Here is a 25,118-nt window from a genome sequence, read left to right as displayed (position 1 = left end):
ATTTGAAATGGGCTGATTTCGCAGTCTTTTCTCGGACTAACAGACAGGGGATTTGCAGAGTTGCGATGAGTAGTTATAATTCTTCACGGCATTCACCGAGCCCTGATTTATCCGGGCAACATCAATCGAGGCAGGCAAGGAATACGAGGCATACGATGGCGACCTATCAGGAAATCGTTCAGAAAATCAGCGAACTCCAGAAGCAGGCTGAGGAGATCAAGGCCCGCGAACAGGCGGCCGTGATCGCCGATATTCGCGAGAAAATCGAACAATATGGCCTGACCGCCGACGATCTCGGTTTTGGCAGCAAACCCGTCGCGGGCAAGAAGGCCAGCCGCAAGGTGCCGGTGCGTTATCGTGACGGCGCCGGCAATACCTGGACCGGCCGCGGCAAGCGCCCGGGCTGGCTGACCCAGGCCCTGGCCAACGGCAAAAGCGTCGAGGATTTCCTCATCCGCTGAGTCGCGGCGACAAGAAAAAACCGGGCCGATGCCCGGTTTTTTCTTATTTGTCACCGTTGTTTGTCACGCTTATTTGCCATCGCTACCGCGCCACGCCCGCTGTCGTCCTCAGCCGGCAAAGCCACGCGGATTCATCGACTGCCAGCGCCACGAATCCTCGCACATGCGATCGATATCGTGCCGGGCGCGCCAGCCCAGCAGTTCCTGCGCCAGTGCCGGGTCGGCATAGCACGAGGCAATATCGCCGGGGCGCCGGTCCACGATTTCGTAGGGCACCGGCTTGCCGCTTGCGCGCTCATACGCCTTGACCACCTCCAGCACGCTGTAGCCGCGGCCGGTGCCGAGATTTACCGTCATGCCCGCGCCGCGTTCGCGCAGGTACACCAGCGCGGCCAGGTGGCCGTCGGCCAGATCGCTGACGTGAATATAGTCGCGCACGCCGGTGCCATCCGGCGTCGGATAGTCGCCGCCAAAGACCATCAGTTTCTCGCGCCGTCCGCCCGCCACCTGCGCCACATACGGCATCAGGTTGTTCGGCACGCCGCCCGGATCCTCGCCAATCAGCCCGCTCTCATGCGCGCCGACCGGATTGAAATAGCGCAGGTAGGCGATTTGCCAGGCGGGATTGGAACGTTCGAGGTCACGCAGTATCTGTTCCCCCATGAGTTTCGTCTGCCCATAGGGATTGGTGGCGGACAGCGGAAAATTCTCGAGGATCGGCACCGTATGCGGATTGCCATATACGGTGGCGGAGGAACTGAAAACCAGCTGGCGCACCCCGGCGGCGTCCATGGCCGAACAAAGCGTCAGCAGCCCGTTGAGGTTGTTGTCGTAATACGCCAGTGGCTGGCTTACCGATTCGCCCACCGCCTTCAACGCGGCGAAATGAATCGCTCCGCGGATCCGGTGCTCGGAGAACAGCCGGTCCAGCAACGCGCGATTGCGCACGTCGCCCTCGACGAAGTTGGGCGGCGCACCGGTAATCCGCGCCAGCCGCTCCACCACCACGCGATTGCTGTTGCAAAGATTATCGAGGCCGATCACGTTGTAGCCCGCGCGGTGCAACGCCACCCACGTATGGGAAGCGATATAGCCGGTGGCGCCGGTCAGCAGTAGGGTCTCAGACATGGAATCGTTCAGAAGGCAAAAGCGTTGAGCGGGCGGCCATCATACCTGTGACAGGTTACGCCGAAGATACACCGGTGTCGCGTCCGCCCTCGGACTCGGCAGGGTGCAGCGCAGGCGGCAAACCCGCGCGCGACCGCCACGCCTGGTACGCCGCATGCAAGCGCCAGCCCGATTCGAGATCGCGCATGCCGAGCAGCTGGGCCACCGCCGCCGGTGAGGCGCCCGCGTCAAAGTGAATGGCACCACAGGTATTGCGCAGCGTCTGTGGGGAAGCCCGCTCACTGCGGCCGGCGAGCACGCCGGCTTCGTCGAGCAGCATTTCCACACGCCGGTAAACCGAGGCCGGATGCATCGCGCGCCCGCTCGCCATGGCAGGAAAGGCCAGGTCGCCCAGCGTGCCGGCCTGGGCGCGGACCGCCAGCCAGCGCCGCAGCGGCACATGGGCAAAGGGGAACAGCGGCACCGTATAGGCGCGGCCATTGTCGGTGCGCACCATGCGCAGCGCCAGGGCACCCTGGCCTTCGCGCTCGGCCACGCCGTCGATCGCATCGATGCGCAGCGCGCGCACCTCCGCCACCTTGAGACCCCCGCCAAGCAGCACGGACACCAGCGCCACATCGCGCGCGCGCTTCCATTGCGTCGGCGACAGGCCCTTGCGCCCATCGAGCCGCATGCCGGCGGCCGGGGCCAGGATGCGGGCCACCAGCAGGTCGCGCTCGCCGGGCAGCAGAAACGCGGTGGGATCGTTTTCGCCATCGGCCAGCCTGGCCCGCACCGCCTGGCTGGCGGGATTGTGCAGGTCCTGCTGCAGCAGCGACAGATGCTGGAACACCCGCTCGATCAGGCGCGCATAGCGATAGCGATGGGTCTTGTGCAGATTCTGCGCGTCGAGGAAGTCGGCGATCTGTCCGGCCGACCAGGTCAGCGGCAGCAGGCCCTGCTCGCCCGACCAGCGCAGCAGCTTGCCCCACATCGAGCGGTACACCACGGCCGTGCCGTGGCCAAACCCGTGATGGGCCAGCCACCCGTCGAAGGCCCGCTCGGGTTGCGTGCGCCAGGTCGCCAGGTCGGCATCGAACAGGTCTTCCGACCGGCCAGGCGGGAGGGGAACGGCGCCGATATGGTCGGCACTCAAGTTGGTGCTCACTGACTCTCTTTCGTGACGCCTGCGGGGCAATGCGCTCATTGTAGACAAGGCGCCACAACTCGCCACCCGACACGCGTTTCGAACGACTTGCGCGCGTTGCCCACGCGTCCGGCTTGCGACGGGCGTTCCCGCGTGCTACCTTTGCCAGCATCATGCAACCAGTTGCATAAAAACGTTCAAGAAAACGTTCATGAAAGCGTTCATGAAAGCGCGCATGAAAGGGGCGCATGAAATGCCGCACATCAAGCGACGACCCTCGCGGTAACGGACTTGCCGCCGCCATCGACACCACCCCCGCGCCACCATTCGGACTTACGGAGACCCCGCCATGGCCCTGCCCGCGCTGCTGCAACACCGGTTGTCACTACCGGCCGTCTGCTCGCCGCTGTTCATCATTTCCAATCCCGACCTCGTGATCGCGCAGTGCAAGGCGGGCGTGGTGGGATCGTTCCCGGCGCTCAACGCCCGGCCCGCGGAACAGCTCGAAGTCTGGCTCGACCGCATCACCAGCGAACTGGCCGAACACGACGCGCGCCACCCCGACCGTCCGTCGGCGCCGTTCGCGGTCAACCAGATCGTGCACCGTTCCAACGATCGCCTGGAACACGACCTGGAACTGTGCGTGCGCTACAAGGTGCCGATCGTCATTACGTCGCTGGGCGCGCGCGCGGAGGTCAACCAGGCGGTGCACAGTTACGGCGGCATCGTGCTCCACGACGTGATCAACAATACGTTCGCGCGCAAGGCCATCGAGAAAGGGGCCGACGGACTGATCGCGGTCGCCGCCGGCGCGGGCGGCCACGCGGGCACGCTGTCCCCGTTTGCGCTGCTGCATGAAATCCGGGAATGGTTCGATGGCCCGCTGCTGCTGTCGGGTGCCATCGCCAGCGGCGACGCGGTTCTCGCGGCGCAGGCGGCCGGGGCCGACCTTGCCTATATCGGCTCGGCCTTTATCGCGACGCTGGAGGCGAATGCCGACCAGGCCTACAAGCAGATGATCGTGGACAGCACCGCCAACGATATCGTCTACTCGAATCTCTTTACCGGCGTGCATGGCAACTACCTGCGCGACAGCATCGTGCGCGCGGGGCTCGACCCCGATGCGCTGCCGGCATCCGATCCGTCGCAGATGAACTTCGGCTCGACGCGCGTCAAGCCTTGGAAGGACATCTGGGGCGCCGGCCAGGGCGTCGGTGCGATCAAGCGCGTGGTACCGGCTGCCGAGCTGGTGCGCCGGTTCGTGGAAGAGTACGCGCTGGCTCGCCGCCGCCTGGGCCTGGCCGATGCCGGTGCCAGCAGCGGTCACGCCGTGACCAGCGTGTCCTGAGCGGCGGCGTTCAGTCCTTGCCGGCGGCCGGGGGCGCCGGTACCGCAGGGCTCGGGGCAGTGGCCAGCAACGGCAGCAGTTCACGCCCCCAGGCTACCCAGTCCTCCTCGAAGCGGATGCCCCGCTGCAGCAGCGCATACCGCAGCTGCTGTGCGCGATCCAGACGCGGCACCGCAAAATCCTTGCGTTCGATGGTGCGATAGGTCTCGAGCCGCGCCTCGTGCAACGCGATCAATCGCTGCATTTCGTCGGTCAGGCCGAGCGGGCCGATCGCGGCATCCGCGCGCAGCTTGACCAGGATCTCCTCGCGCTGGTCCAGTCCATGCCCCGGCGCAAGCACCCATCGCGCCAACTCCTGGCGTCCGGCCGGCAAGACCCGGTACACCTTTTTACGATTCTTTTTTTCCGCCTCCTCCGCATCTGACACGGCGCCGCCGTCGTCCACTGCGATCCAGCCGTGCTCCGCCATACGGCCCAGCTCACGATAGATCTGCTGGTGCGTGGCATGCCAGAAATAGCCAATCGACCGGTCGAAACGCCGTGCGAGGTCGTATCCGGACGATGGCTTCTCGATAAGTGAAATCAGTAAGGCGTGCTGGGTGGACATTCGGAGCGGGTCTTCCGGAACGTGCGCTGCGCGGGCACGGAGTTTGCTGACAGGAGCCGGGGTACGCCGGGACCGCGCTATGGTAGCGCGCAAGTCCGCGCCAGTCATGCCGTTAACGGCATGAGACCGGCATGATGGCCGCAAATTTACCGGCAACGCATTTGTGACAATTTAGTCGATTAACGCGAACCAGATTTAAAAAATACGAAATGGCATTCCCCGTAAATATGCAATACATTCCATACATTGCAACCCGCATGCGCGTGCCCTTTTGCCGGCCCAACGTTCCGCGTCATGCGTTTCCGGGGAGTCCTTCATGAACGCAAGACCGGATCTCGGTAACCTTCACGTCGCTAACCTTCACAGCGGCGAACTGCGTAGCGGCGAACTGCGTAGTGGCGAACTGCGTAGCGGTGAGCTTCGTGGCGCCCTGCCGACCGTGGTGGACCTCCTTGGCGATCCGCTCGCGGCCGCGGATGGTGTCGTGGATGGTGTCGTGGATGGCGGCCTGAGTGCCGACCTCAGTGCAGACCTGAACACAGGAAGGGCGCAGCCCACTACCCGACCGGGTCCGCTCCAGCGGCGCGCTACCTCTGCACCGATCTACTATCGCCTGCCCGATACACCGGAGGGCCACCATATCAAGGAATACGCCAGCGGCCTGCGCCAGCTGGTGCGCTTTGTCGGCGTGGAAGAACAGGTCGTGAAGTACAGCCTGTCCTGACCGCCCAACCAGTTGTCTCCTCCCACCTCGACAGGGGTCAGGGAATTCGCCCGCGACGATGTCGCGGGTTTTTTATGGGTGGCCACACCTGACGGCGGCAATAAGGCCACCACCGCCACCATCGCCACCACCGCCACCATCGCCACCACCGCCACCATCGCCACCATCACCATCAGATGCTGCGCGCGCTGGCGCGGATGTCGGCCTATGCTTGGCGTAAGTATCGAACAGGCTGCCAGCCCGGGAGGTTGTCGTGCGATGCCGGTGCACCCGCAAACCGCCATGGTGCCCCGCGCGGGCATTGGTGCGCGCGCTCCCGGTTATGGTGAGTCTGATTCTGTTGCCGCGCGCGGCCGCCGCCATGTTCGAATGCCAGGCCGCGGACCGCTCCGTGCGCTACAGCAGCAGCCGGATCGCGGGCGACCGATGCACGCGTGTCGGCACGGGTAGCGCCTCGCTCGCGCGCTTCGTCGACCGTTCCCCCCTCCCTTCCGCCACCCCGCCTGCCACGCGGCCCGCGCTCCGCAAGACCGTCAGCCGCATCTATGTCACCGAGGAAGACGGCATCCGCCAGTACTCCAATACGCGTCCGGTGGGCGGTACCCGGGGCGCGGCGGTGATCGAGGTGGTGGAGCTGACATTCCTGGAGACGTGCTATCTGTGCGGGCCCGCCGGCGATCCCGCCATGGCGGCACCCATTCTGGACACCGTGTCGTACGGGCAGGACATCGAACGCGCCGCCTCCGCCTTCGGCGTGGAAGCCGCGCTGGTGCGCGCGGTCATCCATGCGGAATCGGGCTACAAACCCCATGCCATCTCGCGGGCCGGCGCGCAGGGCCTGATGCAGCTGATGCCGTCCACCGCGCACCGTTTCCGCGTCAGCGACCCGTTCGACGCCGCGCAGAATATCCGTGGCGGCGTGGCGTACCTGGCCTGGCTGCTCAAGCGCTTCCACGGCAATGTGGACCTGGCGCTGGCCAGCTTCAACGCCGGCGAGGCCACCATCGACCGGTACAGCGGCATGCCGCCCTACGCCGAAACACGGACCTATGTCACCCGCGTGAAAACGCTGGCCGAGCGCTATCGCGCCCGCGCCCGGCCGGCACCGCCACGCTGAACGGAGCACCGACCTGCGCGCTATTTGGTATTGTCGATCACGACCTGTCCGTTGTACTCAACCTTGCCGCGGAAGAAATAGTCGACGCAGGCCTTGTAGTCGCCGGTATTCACCAGCGAGAACGGCATCTGGTAATCCACCAGCTTGCACGCAATGGCGGGCTTGCCGTCGCGCCATGACCAGTCCTTGTCCAGATAGCCCTTCACGGCGCCCGCCGAGCCCTCCTGGAAGCCGCGCATATTGGCGCAGCCGAGCGGCTCGTCCGGCGGAATGGTCACGCCGAGCTCGCGCGTCATTTCCTTGTACGCGGCAATCCGGTTCAGCACCTGCGGTCGTTCCGCGCCACCGCCACCGCACTCGATGCCCCCATTGATGATGTAGACGGTGGCGCCGAAGCCGGGCTTCATGTTGTTGGCAAGGTCGACGCTGTTCGCCTTCCACGTGCCGTCCACCACCCATGTCATCGGCGGCTTGGGCGTTTGCGGCGTGACCGCGAACCACACCGCCGAGGCGAAGTTCATCCATGTGTCGGCCACCCGCCCGGGGTTGTCGAGCAGGATATTGACGTCGCCATAGAGCGCATACGAGAACGGCCCGAAGTTGTAGTTCCAGGACAGCTGCTTGCTGCCGCGTCCGAAGTAGTCGAGGTAGCGGCCCGCGCTGTTCTTCGCGCACGGATAGAAGATCCAGTTGGTGGCATGCGATCCGGGCTCGCATTGCTGATAGGCGCCCACCGCCGAGCCCTCCTCGTAGCCGGACTCGCGCAGGAACCACAACGCCTGCCGCCAGAATGGGATGGGCGTGTCCTGCGGCATCCTGGCCAGCACCGCGTTGTCGTGGTCAGGGTTGCCCGCGCGCGCCTGGGCGGGCGTCAGCGACTCCCAGTTGGCGCCGGTTTCCTGCACGAAGTGCGCGAACGAGGTGGCCAGCAGCTTGCGGCAGATCGCCACCGCATCGCGGCCGTCCTGGTAGTCGCCGCAGTACGCGGGGAACTTGGCGATGCCGCGCAGCAGATTGATGTACGAGTATTTGACATGGCGCACCGGGAACAGGGCATCGAACGCCTGCTCGGGCAGGATCGCCTCGACGCGCCGCACATTGGACGGATTGGCGGCGCGGCCCGGCACCACGGCATCGACCTCTTCATCGGGCAACACGCGCAATGCCTCGCGAATGCGCTCGATCTGGCCTTGCGACTGGTCGATCAGCGCCTTCTCGTCGGCGGCGAGCTGTGCTGTGCTCGGGTAGCCTGCCGGCGCGGGGACATAGGTGATCCTGGGCTTGTACGCCGCCGGGGCGGGCGCGGGCGATGGCGATGGCGTCGGTGCTGGTGCTGGTGCCGGTGCCGGTGCCGGTGCCGGTGCCGGTGCTGGTGCCGGTGCTGGTGCTGGTGCTGGTGCTGGTGCCGGTGCTGGTGCTGGTGCTGGTGCTGGCGAGGGTGCCGGTGCCGGCGCTGGTGCTGGCGCTGGTGCTGGTGCTGGCGTGGGCGCTGGCGTGGGCGTGGGCGTCGGTGCTGGCGTTGGCGCTGGCGTCCCGCCACCCGAACACGCGCCCATGTCCTCCCAAACACCCCACGATCCCGATTGCCCCGGGTTGTCACCCTGCGTCCACCACTTGTTGCGATAGTTGCGGCCGTTGTAGGTCACGCGGGTGCCGGCCTGCGCATAGGCCTGCGTGGCCGACCACGGTGCGTAGCAACCGGCCGGGGTGGGAGCGGGAGCTGGTGTTGGGGTCGGGGTCGGGGTCGGGGTCGGGGTCGGGGTCGGGGTCGGCGTTGGCGTTGGCGTTGGCGTTGGCGCTGGCGATGGCGATGGCGTCCCCGCCGGACCGAGATCCTTCCACAACGTCGGTGACGCCGCCGGATTCCAGCCCGCCCCCACGAACGCGGTATGCGTCTGCAGCGCCTGGTACTGGCGCCCGTTATAGGTCACGGTGGTGCCGCTGGCATACGTCGCCCCTTCCTGCCACGCCTGCTGGGCATAACCGGCGCCGGCATGGAGCACCATGGCCGCGGGTATCAGCAAGAGGCTGCTTCGGATCGATGACATCGTGTGACCTCCATACGGTAAGCAGGGCTATCGCCGCATCAACCCTGTGCTCGGAAAAAACGTGAACTTCCATTCGGCATAGCTGGTCTGCAACGCAAAGCTCGCGTACTGGTCGGGAAACTCGTCGCGCTTGAGCGGCGCATCGGTGGATGCGCTGTACACGCCGTACATTTCGCCCGCAGGGCCGCGAATGACCTGCCACGGACCATTGGTCACCGGATCGTCATAGGCCGCGCGCAGATGGCGGCGCGCAAACGACACACGCGGATCGCTGATCAATTCCTCGAACGACTTCGGATAGGTCCCGCTCGTGTCGGCCTTCACATAGCTCTCGATCGCACGGCGGATGGCATCGCCGCGACGCAGCAGCTCGTCCTCCTTCGCGCGCTGCGCGAGCGTGGACCACATCTGTCCCGCCTGCATCAGGTAGATGCCCATCAACGCCACGCACAGCAGCGCCCACAGCACGCCGAAGCCGCGCGAGCGTACGCGCGGTGGGCACCCGCACCGATGTCGCCCACGTTGCGCGCGTTGCCCGGCTCGTCTACCAGCCGCTGTAGTCGGTGCCATCCTTGCCCTTGCCCTTTGCGCCGCTATGCACGTCGTACACGCCCGGCTTGCCGTCCGGCGGCGCCACTACCTGCCAGGTGGTGCGGCTCCGCGTGACCGGGTCCATCGGCACCTCGCGCAGGTACTTCCGTTCGACCAGTTCGTCCATGCTCTGCGGATAGCGCCCCTGATCGGCGCGAAAACGGTCGATCGAGTCGCGCAGCATGGTCAGGTTCTCGCGCAGTACCGTGTCGCGCGCCTTGTCCGACTGGCCAAAGTAGTTCGGCACCACCAGCGTCAGCAGCGTGGCGATGATGGCCATCACCACCAGCAGTTCGATCAGCGTGAAAGCGCGGCACAGCGTGCGGGCACGCATGGCGTGCCGGAAGACCTGCCAGCGGGGAGTCATGACGTTCACCATCTGCGGTAGGGAATGCCGTTGAGTCCCACGCCGTCGGCGAGCGAATACACGTCGTACACGTCGTCGCCTTCGCTCGGCGAATCGGGCGGACTCGCATAACTGCGCTTGCCCCAGGTCTGGCCATCGCCGCGGCTCGGACAGTCGCACATCGGGTCGCGCGGAATGCGTCGCAGAAAATAGATGCGCGCGCGCGTCGGGCTGGTCTTGTCCGCCACGCCCTCGACCAGCACGTCGAGCGAGGGCGGATAGCCGCTGTCGCCCACGGCGCGATCGAGCTTGCCGGCCTCGGCGGCGGTCTTGTAGGCATCGATCGCATCACGGATGCGCCAGAGCTGGCGGCGCAGTTCCTCCTCGCGATCGCGCTGGGCGGCGATCTGCGTGAGCGGCATGGCCACCATCGCCAGCACCGCGATGATGGCGAGCGTGACCAGGAGTTCCATCAGCGTAAAGCCGCGGCTCATCGCACGCCTCCTACTGTTGCTTGCCGCCGGGCGGCTGCAGCGGCGGCGGGGGCGTCGCCACCCCGCGGGGCGGAATGCGAACGCTCTCGTTGCTGCCGAAGGCATCGCGCTCGGTGCTGATGCGCGCCTCCGTGCCGGAGTCGAACGCCACCACGTTGCCGGCCGGAATGGCCTGGTTGCGCACCACGCGCGGGGTCAGCAACAGGATCAGCTCGGTCTTGTGATCGTCGTTGACGCGCGTGCCGAAGATGCGATCGAGCACGGGGATCCGGCTCAGGCCCGGCAGCCCCGAACCCGTGCCGCGCTCGTTCCGCTGCAGCAGGCCGGCCAGGACCTGCGTCTCGTTGTTGCGCACGCTCATGACGGTTTCCGCGGAGCGCGTGCCGATCTGGTAGGCCACCAGGCCACTGCTGGTGGTGATGGTGTCCGTCACGTTGGAGACCTCGAGCCGCAGCTTGACCTGCACCTCGTTATTGCCGACGATGACTGGCGCGACTTCGAGGGTCAGTCCCACATCCTGGTAGTTCACGCTTTCGGAGCTGAAGTTGCTCGACAGCGTGGTGGTCACCACCGGCAGGCGGTCGCCGATCAGTACCTTGGCCTTTTCGCGGTTGCGCACACGGATGCGCGGGTTGGCCAACGTGGTGGTCAGCCCGTGGGTCTGCAGGAAGTTCACCCCCACCGAGCCGATCCGCACCAGCACGTCGCTGCTGTTGAGATGGCGCAGCTGGTCCAGCGTGATGTAGCCCGGTGCGCGTGCGCTGCCATTGGCATCGAAGGTCTGCAGCGAGAACTCGGCGCCGTTCGGATACTGGATGCCGAGGTTCAGCAGGTCCGACGCGCTGACCTCCAGCACTTCGGCCTCCATCACCACCTCCGCCGGGGTGACGTCCATCGCCGCGATCAGGCGCTCGGCCACCTTGATGGTGTCGGCCGCGTCGCGCATGATGATGGCGTTGGTGCGCTCGTCGAGCACCACGTCGCGTGTCTTCACCATCTGCTTGAGCACGGCCAGCACCTGCGGCGCCTGCGCGTTCTGCAGGTAGAACGTGCGCACCACCAGGTCGCGGTACTCCGTATCCTTGTCCTGCCGCCTGGGATAGACCAGCAGCGAATTGCCGCTCATCACCTTGCTCGCGAGCTGGTTGGCCTGCAGTACCAGCGCCAGGACCTGGCGCACCGGCGTATTGGTGGCGAAGATCGTGGTGGGCGCGGTGCCCTGCACGTCCTTGTCGAAGGTGAAGTTGAGCCCCGTGATCTTCGACACCAGCTCGAAGATGCTGATCAGCGGCTGATCGCGAAACTGCACCGAGATCGGCTGGTCGAGGTCGCGATTGAGCTTGGGCGCCAGCTGCTGGCCCCGTACCGTCATCAGCTCGTCGCGCAGGTTGGCCGCGCGCACATTGCCGGGCTGGCGCGCCAGTACGTCGCCCAGGATTTCCAGCGCTTCCTCGGGCCGCTCGCCGCGCAGCGCTTCGGCATTGCGGATCGCGGCATCGAGCGCGGACTGCTTCTCGATCCATGCCACCGTCGAGCGCGCGATATCGTCGCCGGGCGCGGTCTGCTGCGCCTTCTGCGCCCATGCCAGTGCCTGCGTGCTGTCCCCGGCCTCGTAGGCCACGGTGGCCCGCGTCAGGTAGTCGCTCGTCAGCTGGCGCCGCATCTGCAGGTAGCGGCTGCGGATCTCGATATCGTCGGGATACTGCGCGGATTCCTGCGCCAGCACTTCCAGCGCCGCGTCGGGCGGCAGGCCGGCCAACCGGCTCTCCAGATCCTGGTGGCGCAACTCGCTCGCGCAACCGACCAGCAGCGGCATCAGGGCCAGCATCGTCACCTGTTTGAGTCGGCTCATTTTCCTACCCCCCCCAAGGACAGTTGCTGCCGGCGCTTCATGGGCAGATACAGAAGCCGCACGGTGCGGCTGTTGATCTCCTCGATACGCCAGGCATTCAGCAGGACATCGCCACGGCGCAGGAACCCCTTGGTGCGGCAGCGCGTGCAGAGCGCAAATTCGTTGTTCGACGCCGCCAGGACGACATACAGGTCGCCCTCCTGGTCGAGCCACAGCGAGCGCACGACGAATGGCAACGGCGGCGGCTCCTGCGCCGCGGGTCCCGCCGCCGCCGCCGCGGTGGCGGGTGGGGGTGGTGGGGCCGGCGGCAGCCATGTCTGGCTCGGAAAGACGTCCACCATCGGCGTGCCGTCAGGGGCACCGGCCGGTGCCGACGATGCAGGTCCCGACGGCAGCGGCGGCGCCGCCTGCCACGAGCCGGGCTGGATCGGATGCATGGCCACGCTGGCCGGCAGGTCCGGGGCCGCGCCGTCCTGCCCACCGGCGTCGTCGCGCTCGCCGCGCCAGTAGACGAACGCGATCAGGCCGAGCGTGACGATCAGCAGTCCGAGTACCGGTCTGGAGATCCGCGCACCGTGTGTGGCGCGGCCGGTCATGATGCGGACTCCACCGCGAACACGCATTGCATGCGGATGTCGAGCTGCGTCACGCCAATGTTGGGCCGCGCCGCGCTCACATGCTCGCAATGCGTGCCCGGCAGGCGCCGCAGCTCGCGGATAAAGCCGCTCAGTTGCGGATAGCTGCTCTGGAACGAGGTCTCGATCAGGTAGCGTTGCACCGTGCTCCTGGGCTCGGCCGTGGTGCCATATGACACCTGCGGAATGGCCAGTCCGTTGCTGGCGGCAATCGCGTGAAAGCTGTGCAGAAAGCGGAAAAAGCGCTGATTCGCGTTGCTCGGCCCGATGGCCTCGTCCGGCGGCGGCGGCGGTGGCTCGCGCAACGCAAGCGTGCGCGCGTCGAGGTCCGCTTGCCGGCGTGCGATATCGTTGCGCAGCGGCACGATCTCCACCAGCGCGATGACGAGCGTGACGCCCAGCAGCAGCAGGCCCAGCGCCCCCAGCCTGCCCAGCCGCCACATGCCGCGGCGCAGTTCCCATGCGACGCGGTTCATGGTGCGGCTCCCGCGCGGGCCGATGGTGCCGCCGATGGTGCGGCCGATGGTGCGGCCAGCGAGGCCGGCGCTGGCCCCGCATGCGCGGCGCCGGGCTGGAACGCGCGCCATGTCACCTGCAACGTGGTCTCGACGGACTTCACCGGTGGGCCCGGCTTTTCCACCTGCCGCTTGACCACGAGATTCTCCGTGACGGGCTGCGCTTCGATCCAGTCCGCATAGGACAGCGCCTCCTGCACCGAGCGGGTCTCGAAGATCATGGTGATCTCGCGCGTGGCGGTCTTTACCTCCAGCGAGAGAAACGCGATATCGGGACGCCAGCCATCTTCGATCAACTGCCGTGCCGGCTCCACCGCATAGCGCTGCTGCGCCATCAATGCCGCCGCGCGCGGATCGTTACGCGTGCGGTGCGCCTTGCTGATGGCCTGCCGCTGCTGCTCCTGCCGCGCGACGGTGCTCTCGCGCGCATCGAGCGCCGCGCCGGTCTGCCGCAGTCCGTCCAGGTACTGCATGACCGCCACCAGCAACAGTGCCGCGATGGCCAGCACCGTCAACCCCCAGGCGACGCCCGGCACATTGGCACGCATCAGGTCCATAGGCGCGGCTTTCATTCGATCGCTCCCCACGGGGCCGGCCACCATTCCACGCCGGGCGTCTGCGCCACCGGCCGGAACGCGTCGCTCGCGGCGCCGGTGGAGGCAATCACGTAGACGTGTTCCGGTGTGCCGGCCGCGCACAGCATGCCGGCGTCGCGCAGCACCGCGTCGAGCGCGCCGGCGACCGGCAGCGCAATGAAGCCGGTCCATTGCCCGCCGCGACGAAAGCCGATCTGCGCGAGCGCCGTATGCGCGCCCGCCGGTTCGAGCTCGACAATCGCAATCTCGCCTTCGTGCATACGTCGCGCGTAACTGGCCACGCCAAGCGTAAACGCTGGCTCGATCGCAATCGCACGCATGCCGCGCGCTTTGCCCAGGCGCTGGATGCCCGCGCACAGCGGCTCGGGTACCGCCACCGCCAGCCGGCTCTGCCCCCACGGTCCGTCGGAGATCGCCAGGCGCCAGGATTCGCCGCCTGCCACGCCGTGCTGGACGAGCTGCCGCCGCGCCAGCGGTATCCAGTCCGCCGGTCGGGCATTGGGCGGGCCGGACTGCCACGGCACCACCACGTACTGCACGAACCCGGCACCGAGCAGCACCCTGAGCCGCGGCACGCCAAGCAATGTCTTCTCGGATTTCACGATCAGGCTGTCGAGCACCTTGAGCGCTGCTGCCACATCGCCAGCAGCGTCGAGCGGCAGATTGCGCAAGATGCCGCCGGCTGGGCCGAGCACGCAGGCGCGCGTGCCATCGAGCCAGAGCGTCGACTGGTTGCGCCGCGCGGTAACGGCCTTGCCGGCCACACCCGCGCCCGCTGTACCCGCCGTGCGGGCGCCTGCGCCATCCCGGCGTGCATTGCCCTGCTGCGCGCTGTGCTGGCGTGGCAAGGGAGGGAGGAAGCGGCCGAGGTTCATGGCTAGTCCACCTTGGTCACGCGATTGACCTCGGCCAGCGTGGTGCGGCCATCGGCCACCGCACGCAGGGCAATCTCGCGGATCGGCACAAAGCCGCTGTCCTTCGCCACCTGCTTGAGTTCGAGCACCGGCCGCCGTTCCACGAAACATTGCTTGAGCAGATCATTGAAGCGCAGCACCTCCGCGATCGGTTGCCGGCCAAGATAGCCGGTATGCCGGCACGCCTCGCACCCGGCACCCTTGCGAAAGCGCCATCCGGCCACCTGCTCCCGCGTCAGCGCCGAGGCCTTGAGCGTGGCCTCGTCGGGCAGCACGTCATCGCGCACGCAGTGCGGGCAGTTCTTGCGCATGAGCCGCTGCGCCATCGCGCCGAGCAGCGCCTCGACCAGGCTGTGCACGTCCACTTCCATATGCAGGAAGCGGTCGAGCACGGCAAACACGTTGTTGGCATGGACCGAGGTCAGCACCAGGTGCCCCGTCAGCGCGGCCTGCACCGCGATGCCCGCGGTCTCGCCATCGCGAATCTCGCCGACCAGGATCTTGTCCGGGTCGTGGCGCAGGATCGAGCGCAGCCCGCGTGCAAACGTCAGGCCCTTCTTGTCGTTGATCGGAATCTGCAGCACACCGGCCAGCTCGTATTCCACCGGATCTTCGATCGTGATGATCTTCTCGTCGCCGGTGTTGATCTCCGACAGCGTGGCGTAGAGCGTGGTGGACTTGCCCGAGCCGGTCGGCCCGGTCACCAGGATCAGTCCGTAAGGCTCGTGCGCGATGCCGCGGATGGCATCGACGATATCGGGCTCGTGCCCGATCGAATCGAGGCGCAGCGCGGCGTTGCTCTGTTCTCCGCGCTGCTTGTCGAGCACGCGCAGGACCGCGTCTTCGCCGTGGATCGACGGCATGATCGAGACGCGGAAGTCGATCTCGCGCTGGTTGATCAATGCCTTGAAGCGGCCATCCTGCGGCACGCGACGCTCGCCGATATCGAGGTCCGCCATCACCTTCAGGCGCGACAGCACCTGCTCGGCGACGTCGATGCCGGCGGCAGTGGCCGTGGTCTGCAGCACGCCGTCGATGCGGTACTTGATCACCAGCCCCGTCGCCGTGCTCTCGATGTGGATATCCGATGCGCGTGCCTTGAGTGCGTCATAGAGCGAGGAGTTGACCAGCCTGACCACCGGGTGGACGTCTGCAGCCAGGGTCGCGAGCGTGATCTCGACGCCGGTGTCGGCGGCAACGGCTTCGGCACTGCCAACATGGATCTGGGTGAGGGCCTGGTGCGCGGCCTCGTGCATCGCCAGGTAGGCCAGCAGATCGGCTGGTACGCAGTAGGCGAAAGTGAAGGCTCGTTTGATGCGCTGCATGGCCCAGGCACGCAGATGAGCATCGAAGGGGTCGGCGAGAACGAGGACCAGGCGATCGCCGCGGTCGGCAGTGTCGGCACTGGCGCCGCCGTCCGTACTGGCGCCGTTCGCCGCGCCGGCATGCTCTTCGGCCAGCAGGCAGCGGCGCGCCGTGGCCTCGGCGAATGGCAGCAGGTCGAAGCGGGGCGCAAGCGCCTCCAGCGCCGCGGCATCGAAGCCGCGCAGACCGATCGCGCCGGTGACACGCCGGAAATAATCTTCCGGCTCCTTGCCCACTTCCTCCCAGACGCGCGCCTGCATCGACGCGCCAGCCGCTCCCACCGTCCCTTGCGAGCCCTGTGTGCCTTGTGTGCCCGATACCGCTGGCTGCTGTTCCACGTTTTCACCCGACGCTTCCGGCCAACTGAAAGATCGGCATGTAGAGCAGGAAGATCACCGTGCCCACGATGCCACCGACAACCAGCATCAGGACCGGCTCGACCACGCGCATCAGCGTGTCGATCGCCCGGTCGAGTTCCTCGTCGCAGAATTCGGCCGAGCGCGTGATCATACCGGCCAACTCGCCGCTTTGTTCGCCTACGCGGATCAGCCGCTCGGCCACCGGCGTGGTCAGGCCCGCCGCCGGCAACGCGGCCGAGAACGCCTTGCCGGCGCGGATATCGTCAAGGGCCTGCGCGAGCGCGCCCTGCATCTGCGCCGGCAGCAGTTGTGCCGACAGGTCGAGCGATGCCACCACCGACATGCCGCCCGAGAGCAGGAGGCCGAGCGTGCGATAGAAGCGCGTCAGCGCGAACAGACGCTGGTATGCGGCCAGGCTCGGCAGCCGCATCAGCGTGCCCATCAGCCGCGCGCGAAACGCACCGCTGCGAAACGCGAGCCCGATGCCGACCAGGCAGGCCACGAGCACCGCCAGTATCGCCAGGCCATGCTGGTGGACCATCTGTCCCCACCACACCATCATGCGTGCGGAGAGCGGCGGCTCCTTCATCGAGCCGAACACCTCGCTGAACTTGGGCACGACGAAGAACGCCATGAAGAGAATGATCAGGGCGCCGACGGTGATCACGATCGACGGGTACAGCATCGACGAGAAGACCTTCTTGCGCACCGCCGCGAGCCGCGCGTCGTAGTGGTGATAGCGCTTGAGCGCTTCGGCCAGGTCGCCGGTGCGCTCGGCCGAGGCCACGGTGGCCACATAGAGCGGCGGAAATTCCGCGGGCTGGCGCTCGAGTGCCCGCGACAGCGGCAACCCTTCGTAGAGCGCGCCGGTAATACGCTGCAGCACGGTCCGGTTGACGTCGTCCTTGCTCTTGTCGCGCAGCGTCTCCACCGTCTCCACCAGGCTCAGACCGGCCTCGAGCAGCGCGATCAGTTCCTGCGTGAACAAGGAACGATCGAAAGTGGCCTTGCGCAGGGCAAGCTTGAGCCCGCCCCCCGTGGCGGGCGACGCGCTCACCATCACCAGTCCCATGTCTTTCACGGCCTGGCTCAGTTGCAGCTCGTCCTCGGCGTCGAGTTCGAGTTCCTGCTCCTTGCCGCCGTCGTCGATGATTACGCGGTAACGCATCGCCGCCGCTCCCGGCATCATTTTGCGATGATGTCTTCGTCTTCGCCGGTGCCACCGGGCTTGCCGTCGGCGCCCAGCGTGCGAAGATCGTAGTCCCTGCCGTTGTCGCCCGGAACGCGGTACACGTAGGGCTTGCCCCACGGATCCGGCGGCAGCTCGCCGCTGAGGTAGGGACCGTCCCAGCCCGGCGCATTGCCGGCATTCGTCATCAGGGCCGGCAGCCCCTCTTCCGCGCTCGGATAGCGACCGGTGTCGAGCCGGTAGCGATCGAGCGCGCTGGTCAGACCCTTCATCTGCGACGCGGCCGTCTTGCTGCGTGCCTTGCCGACTTCACCGAACAGCTTCGGTCCCACGTAGCCGGCCAGCAGGGCCAGGATCAGCAGGACCACCAGCAGTTCGAGCAGCGTGAAGCCACGACGCGCGGCATGCGTCCCTACGACGCCGGGGCCGGCGCGCCGCCATAGTGTCCAGGTAGCCATGACGCCCTCGCTTCATTCGTGGTCGCACCGGACTACTTGCTGAATTCGTCCATCACCTTCAGCAGTTCCGCATCGGCCGTATCGCCATCGAGTTCCCAGGTAAAGACGCCGCGCAGGTTCTGCTGCCTGGCGTAGTTCACCTTGCCGCGCACCGCGGTGGGCGAGTCATAGGACCACCAGGTCTTGCCGTCGAACTTCCACGTCTGCTTTGCCACGGGATGCTCGTAGACCTGTCCCGGCGCGGCCTTCAGCACCTTGTAGTCCTCGATGCCTTCCTCGTACTTGCCCGGCGCGGCCTTGGTCGCCTTCTGGTACAGCCCGTCGCCCTGCGGGCCCGCGGTCACGCCGGTCCAGCCGCGCCCGTAGAACGGAATGCCCACCACCAGCTTGGACGCGGGCACCCCCTTGGCCAGCAGCGCCTTGACCGCGCCGTCCACGTTGTAGGTGGCGCCATAGGTGGACTTGCTGTTGGGGCTGTCCGGATCGCTGTAGAGCGGCGCGTGGAAGTCGGTGGGGCCGGTAGCCTCCCAGCCGCCATGGAAGTCGTAGGACATGATGTTGATCCAGTCGAGCGACTTGCTGTATTCGCCGGGCTCGGTGTTCTCGATCTTGTCGGTGCCGGCGCCGATCGCCACCGTCAGCAGGTAACGCTTGCCGGTCTGCGCGCCGATCGCATCGAGCTGGCGGCGGAACTCGGCCAGCAGCAGCGTGTAGTTCTTCTTGTCGTTGGGGTCGACGACGTTGTACGGCTGGCCGCCACCGCCCGGGAATTCCCAGTCGATGTCGATGCCGTCGAACACGCCCTGCGCGACCCCCTCGCCGCCCGCATTCGCGCTGGCGTCGAACGGCAGGTTGCCCTTGATGTAGACGTCGATGCAGGAGGTCACCAGTTGTTTGCGCAGCGCGTCGGTCGAGGCCGCGCGTCCGAACCACTTGGACCACGTCCACCCGCCCAGCGAGATCACCACGCGCAGTTGCGGGTGCTTTGCCTTCAGTTGCCTGATCTGGTTGAAGTTGCCCTTGAGCGGACCCGACTTGCCGTTGCGGGGATCGTCCCACGCATAGCCCCAGGGGTCCGACGTGCCGTTGACCGATTCGCCGGCGGAGAAGCCCTTCTGGTAGTCCGCCCACGAATCGCCGCCGCTGCCTGCATCGGGATGGTTGGGATCGGTCGCGCCGGGGTCGGCCTTGTTGATGATGTCGCATTCGTAGCCACCGTTCTTCGGATACAGGTTGCCGAACGCGTAGTTGAGGAAGGTCAGCATCTTTGCCGACCCCGAGGTATCGATGTTCTTGATCTTGTAGTTGCGGTCGTAGATGCCCCATTGCGCGAAATAGCCGCCGACTTCGCGCCCGCTCGATGGCCCGGGCGCAGGCGCGGGTGCGGGGCTCGGCGTGGGCGCGGGGCTCGGCGCGGGCGCAGGTGTCGGCGCGGGTGTCGGGGTCGGCACAGGCACAGGCGCAGGCGTCGGCGTCGGGCTCGGGGTCGGGGTCGGGGTCGGGGTAGGTGCCGGGGCGGGTGCCGGGGCGGGTGTCGGCGTGGGCGTCGGCGTCGGCGCGGGCGTCGGCGTGGGTGCAGGCGCCGGGGTCGGGCTCGGGCTCGGTGCGGGCGCCGGCGCGGGACTCGGCGTACCGCCGCCGCACGCGCCAAGATCTTCCCATACGCCGTATGCCCCCGACTGGGCCGGGTTATCGCCCTGCGTCCACCACTTGTTGCGATAGTTGCGGCCGTTATAGGTCACGCGCGTCCCGGCCTGTGCATAGGCGGTGGTGCTCGACCACGGCGCAAAACAACCCGCGGGGGTGGGCGCCGGTGCGGGCGTGGGACTCGGGGCCGGCGCAGGCGCCGGAGCGGGCGTCGGAGCAGGCGTCGGAGTTGGCGATGGCGCGGGTGCCGGTGCCGGCGCGGCGGAACCCAGATCGCGCCACAGCGTGGGCGTGCTCGCCGGGGTCCACCCCGCACCGGGATACGCGGTGTGGGTCTGCAACGCCTGGTAAGTGCGGCCGTTGTAGGTCACCGTGGTGCCGGCGGAATACGTGGTGCCTTCCTGCCACTCCGCTGCCGACACCGTGGCTGCATGAACCGAAAAAAGAAGCGCCGCGCACAGGGCGTTGCGGTATTTTCTGACTCTTTTCATCACGCCTTCTCCCACTATCTTTATTCTTGAAAGATTGCGCTGGTCTTATTCGGATGATTCCCGTAAACCCAATACGTGCGCGGCCTTTCAGATATTTAGTAGGCTACCGGCATCATTTTCACAAGGCATTTATTTACCGCTGTAAACATATTCGGATTTAATAAAGTACAAGTAATCCGATATTTTTTTGCAGTGATTTTTTTATTGTTTATAACTGCGAAGTGACATGCGGAGCGTGCAGAAAATAAAAAAGCCGGCCTGGCGGCCGGCTTCCGACACTACGAGGGAGGACGTCGCTCAGTCCACCGTCGCGCCCGAGGCCTTCACGACCTTGGCCCACTTGGCGGCTTCGGTCTTCATGAAGGCAGCCAGCTGGGCCGGCTTTTCCGGATTTGCCTCGGCACCCTGCTCGGCGAGCTTCTTCTTCACATCCGGCATGCCGAGGATCTTGACCACTTCGGCGTTGAGGCGGTCGACGATCGGCTGCGGCGTGCCACCCACGGTGTACAGCGCAAACCAGGACGTCGCTTCGTAGCCAGGCACGCCGGCTTCGGCCACGGTCGGCACGTCCGGCAGTGCCGGGGAGCGCTTGGCCGAGGTCACGGCGATGGCACGCAGCTTGCCGGCCTTCACGTGCGGGTACGACGACGGCAGGTTGTCGAACATCAGGCCGATCTGGTTGCCCAGCAGGTCGTTCACGGCCGGCGCGCTACCCTTGTACGGGATGTGCTGGATATGAAGGCCGGTCATCATGTTGAACAGTTCGCCCGACAGGTGGATCGACGAGCCGCTGCCCGACGAGCCGAACGACAGCTTGTCCGGATTCGCCTTCACGTACGAGATCAGTTCCTTGATGTTGTGGACCGGCACTTTCGGGTTCACCACCACCACGTTCGGCACCATGGCGATACGCGTGATCGGTGCGAAGTCCTTCACCGGATCGAACGGCAGCTTCGAGTACAGCGACTGGTTGATCGAATGCGTACCGATGGTGCCCATGAACAGCGTATAGCCGTCGGCCGGGGCCTTGGCGGCCAGGCTCGCACCGATGTTGCCGCCCGCGCCCGGACGGTTGTCGATCACCACGGGCTGGCCCAGCGCCTTGCCCAGTTCCAGGCCGACGATGCGTGCCAGGATGTCGGTGGTACCGCCCGCCGAGAACGGCACGATCAGCGTGATCGGCTTGCTCGGATAGTTGCCTTGCGCGTACGCGCCGCCAGCAAGGGCAAAGCCGGTGGCAAGTGCCACGCCGGCGGCCAGCAGGTGTCTGCGCACCTTCGAAGGATGTTGGGAATTGCTCATCTTGACTCCAGGATCGATGGTGCCATGCGGCCGTCGTGCAGCCGCAGGCATGTGCTGAATCGCTTAAATGGGTGCGACGCCCAGCGTGGTTCCGCCGCAGACGTACAGGACCTGTCCCGTCACGAAACCGTTATCGGGCGAGAGGAAGAACAGCGCGGCACGCGCGACATCTTCCGGCGTTCCCATGCGTTTCACGGCGATGCTCGCAAGGATCCGCCGTGTCTGTTCGCTGCCCTCCGGATTGCTCCGGCGGAACAGCTCGGTGGCGATGGGACCCGGTGCCACGGCGTTGACGGTGATACCGTCCCCGCCCAGCTCCATCGCCAGCGTTCGGGTCATGCCAACGAGGCCGGCCTTGGTGGCGGAATACACCACCCGTTCCGGCTTGCCCAGCGCCGCGCGCGAGGCCATGTTGACAATGCGGCCGGCACCGGCCGCGCGCATCGCGGGCAGGCAAGCCTGGGTCAGCAGCATCGTGGCCTGCAGGTGCAGGCCCACGACATAGTCCAGATCCTCGACCGTGGCGGTGTCCGCCGTGCCGGGGCGCGTTGCGCCGGCATTGTTCACCAGCCGCGTGACGGCAAAGCGCGCGGTCACCTGCTCCGCCACCGCGCGCGTTGCCGCGGCATTGGTCAGGTCGGCCTGGAAGAAGGTCATGTTAGGGTGCGACCAGGTGGGCGCGACGTAGTCGACGTTGATCACCTGGGTAACGCCATCGGCCAGCAGCATTTCGCTGATGGCGCGACCGATACCGGAACTGGCACCGGTTACGAGCGTGGCAACGGGAAGGGACATCTCAATACTCCGCACCGGCAGGAAGCGCCGGGTCCATCAGAAAAAAGATGCGGCAAGGCCGGCGAGCCTGTCGGCCCGGCCGCATTTGCTCTACCTCGTTGGGGAAGAGACACCACTGAAGCTTCCCACCAGCAATAACGGCGGAAAGCGCAGAACATTAAGCGCACGCTTCAATGTATGCACATGTCAACGCGCGCACACGCATATTGCGAAACATGTTCCGGGCGTGTCGCGATAGCGTCGGCAACCGCGTAGCCACGCGTTGCCGGCGCCCGTGGCATTACACGCGCTCGATCACCATGGCGATGCCCTGGCCCACGCCGATGCACATCGTGCACAGCGCAAAGCGGCCACCGGTACGGTGCAGCTGGTACATCGCCGTCGTTACCAGGCGCGCGCCGCTCATGCCCAGCGGGTGGCCCAGCGCGATCGCGCCGCCATTGGGGTTGACGCGCTTGTCGTCGTCGGCCACGCCGAGCTGGCGCAGCACGGCCAGGCCTTGCGCGGCGAAGGCTTCGTTCAGCTCGATCACGTCCATCTGGTCGATGGTCATGCCGAGCTGCTTCAGCACCTTTTGCGTGGCCGGCACCGGACCGATGCCCATCACGCGCGGCGCCACGCCCGCGGTCGCCATGCCGACGATGCGTGCACGCGGCGTCAGGCCGTGCTGCTTGATGCCAGCCTCGCTGGCTAGCAGCAGCGCGCAGGCGCCGTCGTTCACGCCCGAAGCGTTACCGGCGGTCACCGTGCCATCGGGACGGACCACGCCACGCAGCCTGGCCAGCGCTTCCATGCTGGTCGCACGCGGATGCTCGTCGCGCTCGACCACGATCGCATCGCCCTTCTTCTGCGGAATCGTCACCGCGGTGATTTCCTGCGCCAGCGTGCCGTCGGCCTGCGCGCGCGAAGCCTTCTCCTGGCTGCGCAGCGCCATCAGGTCCTGGTCTTCACGGCTGATCTTGTAGTCGGTCGCGACGTTCTCGGCGGTCTCGGGCATCGAGTCCACGCCGTACGCGGCACGCATGGCCGGGTTGACGAAGCGCCAGCCGATGGTGGTGTCGAAGATCTGCGCATCGCGCGAGAAGGCCGAGGTGGCCTTGCCCATCACGAACGGCGCGCGGCTCATGCTCTCCACGCCGCCGGCGATCATCACGTTGGCTTCGCCGGCCTTGATGGCGCGTGCGGCGGTGCCGGTGGCGTCCATGCCCGAGCCACACAGGCGGTTGATGGTCGAGCCCGGCACGACTTCCGGCAGGCCCGCCAGCAGCAGTGACATGCGCGCGACGTTGCGGTTGTCTTCGCCGGCCTGGTTGGCGTTGCCGAAGATCACATCGTCGATCGCCGCCGCGTCGAGGCCGGTGTTGCGCGCCAGCAGCGCGCGCAGCGGCACCGCGCCGAGGTCGTCGGGACGCACCGCCGACAGGCTGCCGCCGTAACGGCCGATGGGGGTACGGATCGCGTCGCAGATAAAGGCTTCGGTCATGTTCTGTCTCTCTCGGTTCTGGTGGCTGGGCTGGGGATCAGGCCGCGACGGCCTGCTTCAGCGGCACGCCGGTCAGGCGTTGCAGTTCGTCGAAGCTCAGGCCTTCGACGAGGTCGCGCGCGACGAGGCCGTCCGGCGTCACGTCGATGGTGGCGAGGTCCGTGTAGATGCGCGTCACGCAACCGATGCCGGTCAGCGGATAGGTGCATTCGGGCACGATCTTGCTCTCGCCCTGCTTGGTCAGGTGCTCCATCATCACGAACACCTCCTTGGCACCGATGGCCAGGTCCATCGCGCCGCCCACGGCGGGGATCGCACCTTCGGCACCGGTGTGCCAGTTGGCGAGGTCACCCTTCTCCGAGACCTGGAACGCGCCCAGCACGCAGAAGTCGAGATGGCCGCCGCGCATCATCGCGAACGAGTCGGCATGGTGGAAGTACGAGCCACCGGCCTTGATCGTCACGGGCTGCTTGCCGGCGTTGATGAGGTCGCCGTCTTCCTGGCCGGGCGCCGGTGCCGGGCCCATGCCCAGCACACCGTTCTCGCTCTGCAGCAGGATTTCGCGGTCGGCGGGCAGGTGATTGCCCACCAGCGTGGGCAGGCCGATGCCGAGGTTCACCACGGCACCGTCGGGAATGTCGTTGGCCACGCGGGCGGCCATCTGATCGCGGGTCAGGCGTTGCATGTTCGGTTCTCCTTGTGCGCGCTCAGGCAGCCTTGGGGTTCGTCGCGCCAGCGGCGCCGTCGATCTTCACCACACGCTTGACGTAGACGCCCGGGGTGACGACATGCTCGGGATCCAGCTCGCCAAGTTCGACGATACGGCTCACCTGCACGATGGCGCATTTGGCTGCCGTGGCCATGATAGGCCCGAAATTGCGCGCGGTCTTGCGGTAGGTCAGGTTGCCCCAGCGGTCGGCGCACTCGGCCTTGATCAGCGCGAAGTCGGCATGGATCGGCTTTTCGAACACATAGCCCTTGCCGTCGATGATGCGCGTTTCCTTGCCTTCGGCCAGCGGCGTGCCGTACGCGGTCCGCGTGAAGAAGCCGCCGATGCCGGCGCCGGCGGCGCGGATGCGCTCCGCCAGGTTGCCCTGCGGCACCAGTTCCAGCTCGATTTCGCCGGCGTGGTACAGGCTGTCGAACACGTACGAGTCGACCTGGCGCGGGAACGAGCAGATGATCTTGCGCACGCGCTTGGCCTTGAGCAGCGCGGCCAGGCCGGTCTCGCCGTTGCCGGCGTTGTTGTTGACGATGGTAAGGTCGCGCGCGCCCTGCGCGATCAGCGCGTCGATCAGCTGGGCAGGCATGCCTGCCAGGCCGAAGCCGCCGATCATGATGGTGGCGCCGTCGTGGATGCCGGCCACTGCCGCTTCCACCGAGTCATAAATCTTGTTGATCACTTGCGTTCCAATCACGGAAGGGTCCGGGCAGGGTTCCGGGACCGGCCACAATACGCGGCACGCAAAGCATGTCTCCGGAGTCTGGCTGGACGGAAAGTCCGCTCCTGTCGTATGTACGGCTGAG

General features: G+C 66.5%; 25 protein-coding genes. 4 read left to right on the top strand and 21 right to left on the bottom strand.

What is annotated here, in order from left to right:
* The first annotated feature begins 155 nt into the window (after window positions 1-155).
* A complete protein-coding gene (locus DFLDMN_RS13985; RefSeq protein WP_423195527.1) occupies window positions 156-461 on the top strand; it encodes an H-NS family nucleoid-associated regulatory protein in 306 nt (101 codons plus the stop codon).
* 108 nt (window positions 462-569) lie between these two features.
* Here the strand turns inward: DFLDMN_RS13985 and galE are convergent, their stop codons facing one another.
* Window positions 570-1,589: an NAD-dependent epimerase/dehydratase family protein gene (gene galE / locus DFLDMN_RS13980; protein WP_423195526.1), complete on the bottom strand. Its 1,020-nt coding sequence runs from the start codon at window positions 1,587-1,589 to the stop codon at window positions 570-572.
* 55 nt (window positions 1,590-1,644) lie between these two features.
* Window positions 1,645-2,709: a tyrosine-type recombinase/integrase gene (locus tag DFLDMN_RS13975; protein WP_423198421.1), complete on the bottom strand. Its 1,065-nt coding sequence runs from the start codon at window positions 2,707-2,709 to the stop codon at window positions 1,645-1,647.
* A gap of 355 nt (window positions 2,710-3,064) precedes the next feature.
* On the opposite strand from DFLDMN_RS13975, the gene DFLDMN_RS13970 reads away from it, so the two are divergent.
* Window positions 3,065-4,063: an NAD(P)H-dependent flavin oxidoreductase gene (locus tag DFLDMN_RS13970; protein WP_423195525.1), complete on the top strand. Its 999-nt coding sequence runs from the start codon at window positions 3,065-3,067 to the stop codon at window positions 4,061-4,063.
* Between the two features lie 10 nt (window positions 4,064-4,073).
* Here the strand turns inward: DFLDMN_RS13970 and DFLDMN_RS13965 are convergent, their stop codons facing one another.
* A complete protein-coding gene (locus DFLDMN_RS13965) occupies window positions 4,074-4,670 on the bottom strand; it encodes a PadR family transcriptional regulator (protein ID WP_423195524.1) in 597 nt (198 codons plus the stop codon).
* A 532-nt stretch (window positions 4,671-5,202) separates the two neighbouring features.
* Between DFLDMN_RS13965 and DFLDMN_RS13960 the strand changes: the two genes are divergently transcribed.
* Window positions 5,203-5,394, top strand: a complete 192-nt coding sequence (locus DFLDMN_RS13960; RefSeq protein WP_423198420.1) for a hypothetical protein — start codon at window positions 5,203-5,205, stop codon at window positions 5,392-5,394.
* Between the two features lie 322 nt (window positions 5,395-5,716).
* Complete coding sequence (locus DFLDMN_RS13955; protein WP_423195523.1) at window positions 5,717-6,511, top strand: lytic transglycosylase domain-containing protein; 795 nt, start codon at window positions 5,717-5,719, stop codon at window positions 6,509-6,511.
* A gap of 20 nt (window positions 6,512-6,531) precedes the next feature.
* Here DFLDMN_RS13955 and DFLDMN_RS13950 read toward each other — a convergent pair whose 3' ends face one another.
* The 18 genes from DFLDMN_RS13950 to DFLDMN_RS13865 all read right to left on the bottom strand — a co-directional run bounded on the left by DFLDMN_RS13950 (window position 6,532) and on the right by DFLDMN_RS13865 (window position 24,994).
* On the bottom strand, window positions 6,532-8,559 hold the full coding sequence (locus DFLDMN_RS13950; protein WP_423195522.1) for a glycoside hydrolase family 19 protein: 2,028 nt from the start codon (window positions 8,557-8,559) through the stop codon (window positions 6,532-6,534).
* Between the two features lie 27 nt (window positions 8,560-8,586).
* Entirely contained in the window at window positions 8,587-9,027 is a 441-nt protein-coding gene (locus DFLDMN_RS13945) for a type II secretion system protein (RefSeq protein ID WP_423195521.1), read from the bottom strand.
* Window positions 9,028-9,103: 76 nt separating this feature from the next.
* Complete coding sequence (locus DFLDMN_RS13940; RefSeq protein WP_423195520.1) at window positions 9,104-9,517, bottom strand: prepilin-type N-terminal cleavage/methylation domain-containing protein; 414 nt, start codon at window positions 9,515-9,517, stop codon at window positions 9,104-9,106.
* A gap of 5 nt (window positions 9,518-9,522) precedes the next feature.
* On the bottom strand, window positions 9,523-9,990 hold the full coding sequence (locus tag DFLDMN_RS13935) for a type II secretion system protein (protein WP_423195519.1): 468 nt from the start codon (window positions 9,988-9,990) through the stop codon (window positions 9,523-9,525).
* A gap of 10 nt (window positions 9,991-10,000) precedes the next feature.
* Window positions 10,001-11,842, bottom strand: coding sequence for a secretin N-terminal domain-containing protein (locus DFLDMN_RS13930; RefSeq protein WP_423195518.1), 1,842 nt, complete (start codon window positions 11,840-11,842; stop codon window positions 10,001-10,003).
* Complete coding sequence (locus DFLDMN_RS13925) at window positions 11,839-12,438, bottom strand: hypothetical protein (RefSeq protein WP_423195517.1); 600 nt, start codon at window positions 12,436-12,438, stop codon at window positions 11,839-11,841. The genes DFLDMN_RS13930 and DFLDMN_RS13925 overlap by 4 nt, the downstream gene beginning before the upstream one ends.
* The gene (locus DFLDMN_RS13920; RefSeq protein ID WP_423195516.1) at window positions 12,435-12,953 is read right to left on the bottom strand and encodes a hypothetical protein; all 519 of its coding nucleotides are present in this window, start codon (window positions 12,951-12,953) and stop codon (window positions 12,435-12,437) included. Before DFLDMN_RS13920 ends, DFLDMN_RS13925 begins: the two co-directional genes overlap by 4 nt.
* On the bottom strand, window positions 12,950-13,564 hold the full coding sequence (locus DFLDMN_RS13915; RefSeq protein WP_423195515.1) for a hypothetical protein: 615 nt from the start codon (window positions 13,562-13,564) through the stop codon (window positions 12,950-12,952). The genes DFLDMN_RS13920 and DFLDMN_RS13915 overlap by 4 nt, the downstream gene beginning before the upstream one ends.
* A complete protein-coding gene (locus DFLDMN_RS13910; protein ID WP_423195514.1) occupies window positions 13,561-14,463 on the bottom strand; it encodes a hypothetical protein in 903 nt (300 codons plus the stop codon). The genes DFLDMN_RS13915 and DFLDMN_RS13910 overlap by 4 nt, the downstream gene beginning before the upstream one ends.
* 2 nt (window positions 14,464-14,465) lie before the next feature.
* Entirely contained in the window at window positions 14,466-16,205 is a 1,740-nt protein-coding gene (locus DFLDMN_RS13905; protein ID WP_423195513.1) for a GspE/PulE family protein, read from the bottom strand.
* A gap of 4 nt (window positions 16,206-16,209) precedes the next feature.
* Window positions 16,210-17,394 (bottom strand): type II secretion system F family protein, encoded by a 1,185-nt coding sequence (locus DFLDMN_RS13900; RefSeq protein WP_423195512.1) that lies wholly within the window; start codon window positions 17,392-17,394, stop codon window positions 16,210-16,212.
* A gap of 17 nt (window positions 17,395-17,411) precedes the next feature.
* A complete protein-coding gene (gene gspG / locus DFLDMN_RS13895) occupies window positions 17,412-17,873 on the bottom strand; it encodes a type II secretion system major pseudopilin GspG (RefSeq protein WP_423195511.1) in 462 nt (153 codons plus the stop codon).
* A gap of 32 nt (window positions 17,874-17,905) precedes the next feature.
* On the bottom strand, window positions 17,906-20,011 hold the full coding sequence (locus DFLDMN_RS13890; RefSeq protein WP_423195510.1) for a glycosyl hydrolase family 18 protein: 2,106 nt from the start codon (window positions 20,009-20,011) through the stop codon (window positions 17,906-17,908).
* Between the two features lie 297 nt (window positions 20,012-20,308).
* Complete coding sequence (locus DFLDMN_RS13885) at window positions 20,309-21,313, bottom strand: Bug family tripartite tricarboxylate transporter substrate binding protein (RefSeq protein ID WP_423195509.1); 1,005 nt, start codon at window positions 21,311-21,313, stop codon at window positions 20,309-20,311.
* A 63-nt stretch (window positions 21,314-21,376) separates the two neighbouring features.
* On the bottom strand, window positions 21,377-22,108 hold the full coding sequence (locus DFLDMN_RS13880) for an SDR family NAD(P)-dependent oxidoreductase (protein WP_423195508.1): 732 nt from the start codon (window positions 22,106-22,108) through the stop codon (window positions 21,377-21,379).
* 280 nt (window positions 22,109-22,388) lie between these two features.
* Window positions 22,389-23,591, bottom strand: a complete 1,203-nt coding sequence (gene pcaF, locus DFLDMN_RS13875; RefSeq protein ID WP_423195507.1) for a 3-oxoadipyl-CoA thiolase — start codon at window positions 23,589-23,591, stop codon at window positions 22,389-22,391.
* 37 nt (window positions 23,592-23,628) lie between these two features.
* Window positions 23,629-24,276: a 3-oxoacid CoA-transferase subunit B gene (locus DFLDMN_RS13870; protein ID WP_423195506.1), complete on the bottom strand. Its 648-nt coding sequence runs from the start codon at window positions 24,274-24,276 to the stop codon at window positions 23,629-23,631.
* Between the two features lie 22 nt (window positions 24,277-24,298).
* Window positions 24,299-24,994, bottom strand: coding sequence for a 3-oxoacid CoA-transferase subunit A (locus tag DFLDMN_RS13865; protein WP_423195505.1), 696 nt, complete (start codon window positions 24,992-24,994; stop codon window positions 24,299-24,301).
* Window positions 24,995-25,118: the final 124 nt, after the last annotated feature.

Origin of the sequence: Cupriavidus sp. H19C3 (assembly GCF_049393815.1) — a bacterium.
GTDB lineage: Bacteria > Pseudomonadota > Gammaproteobacteria > Burkholderiales > Burkholderiaceae > Cupriavidus.
The sequence above is the reverse complement of the archived record's forward strand: the minus strand, read 5'-3'. Positions and strand labels throughout refer to the sequence as shown.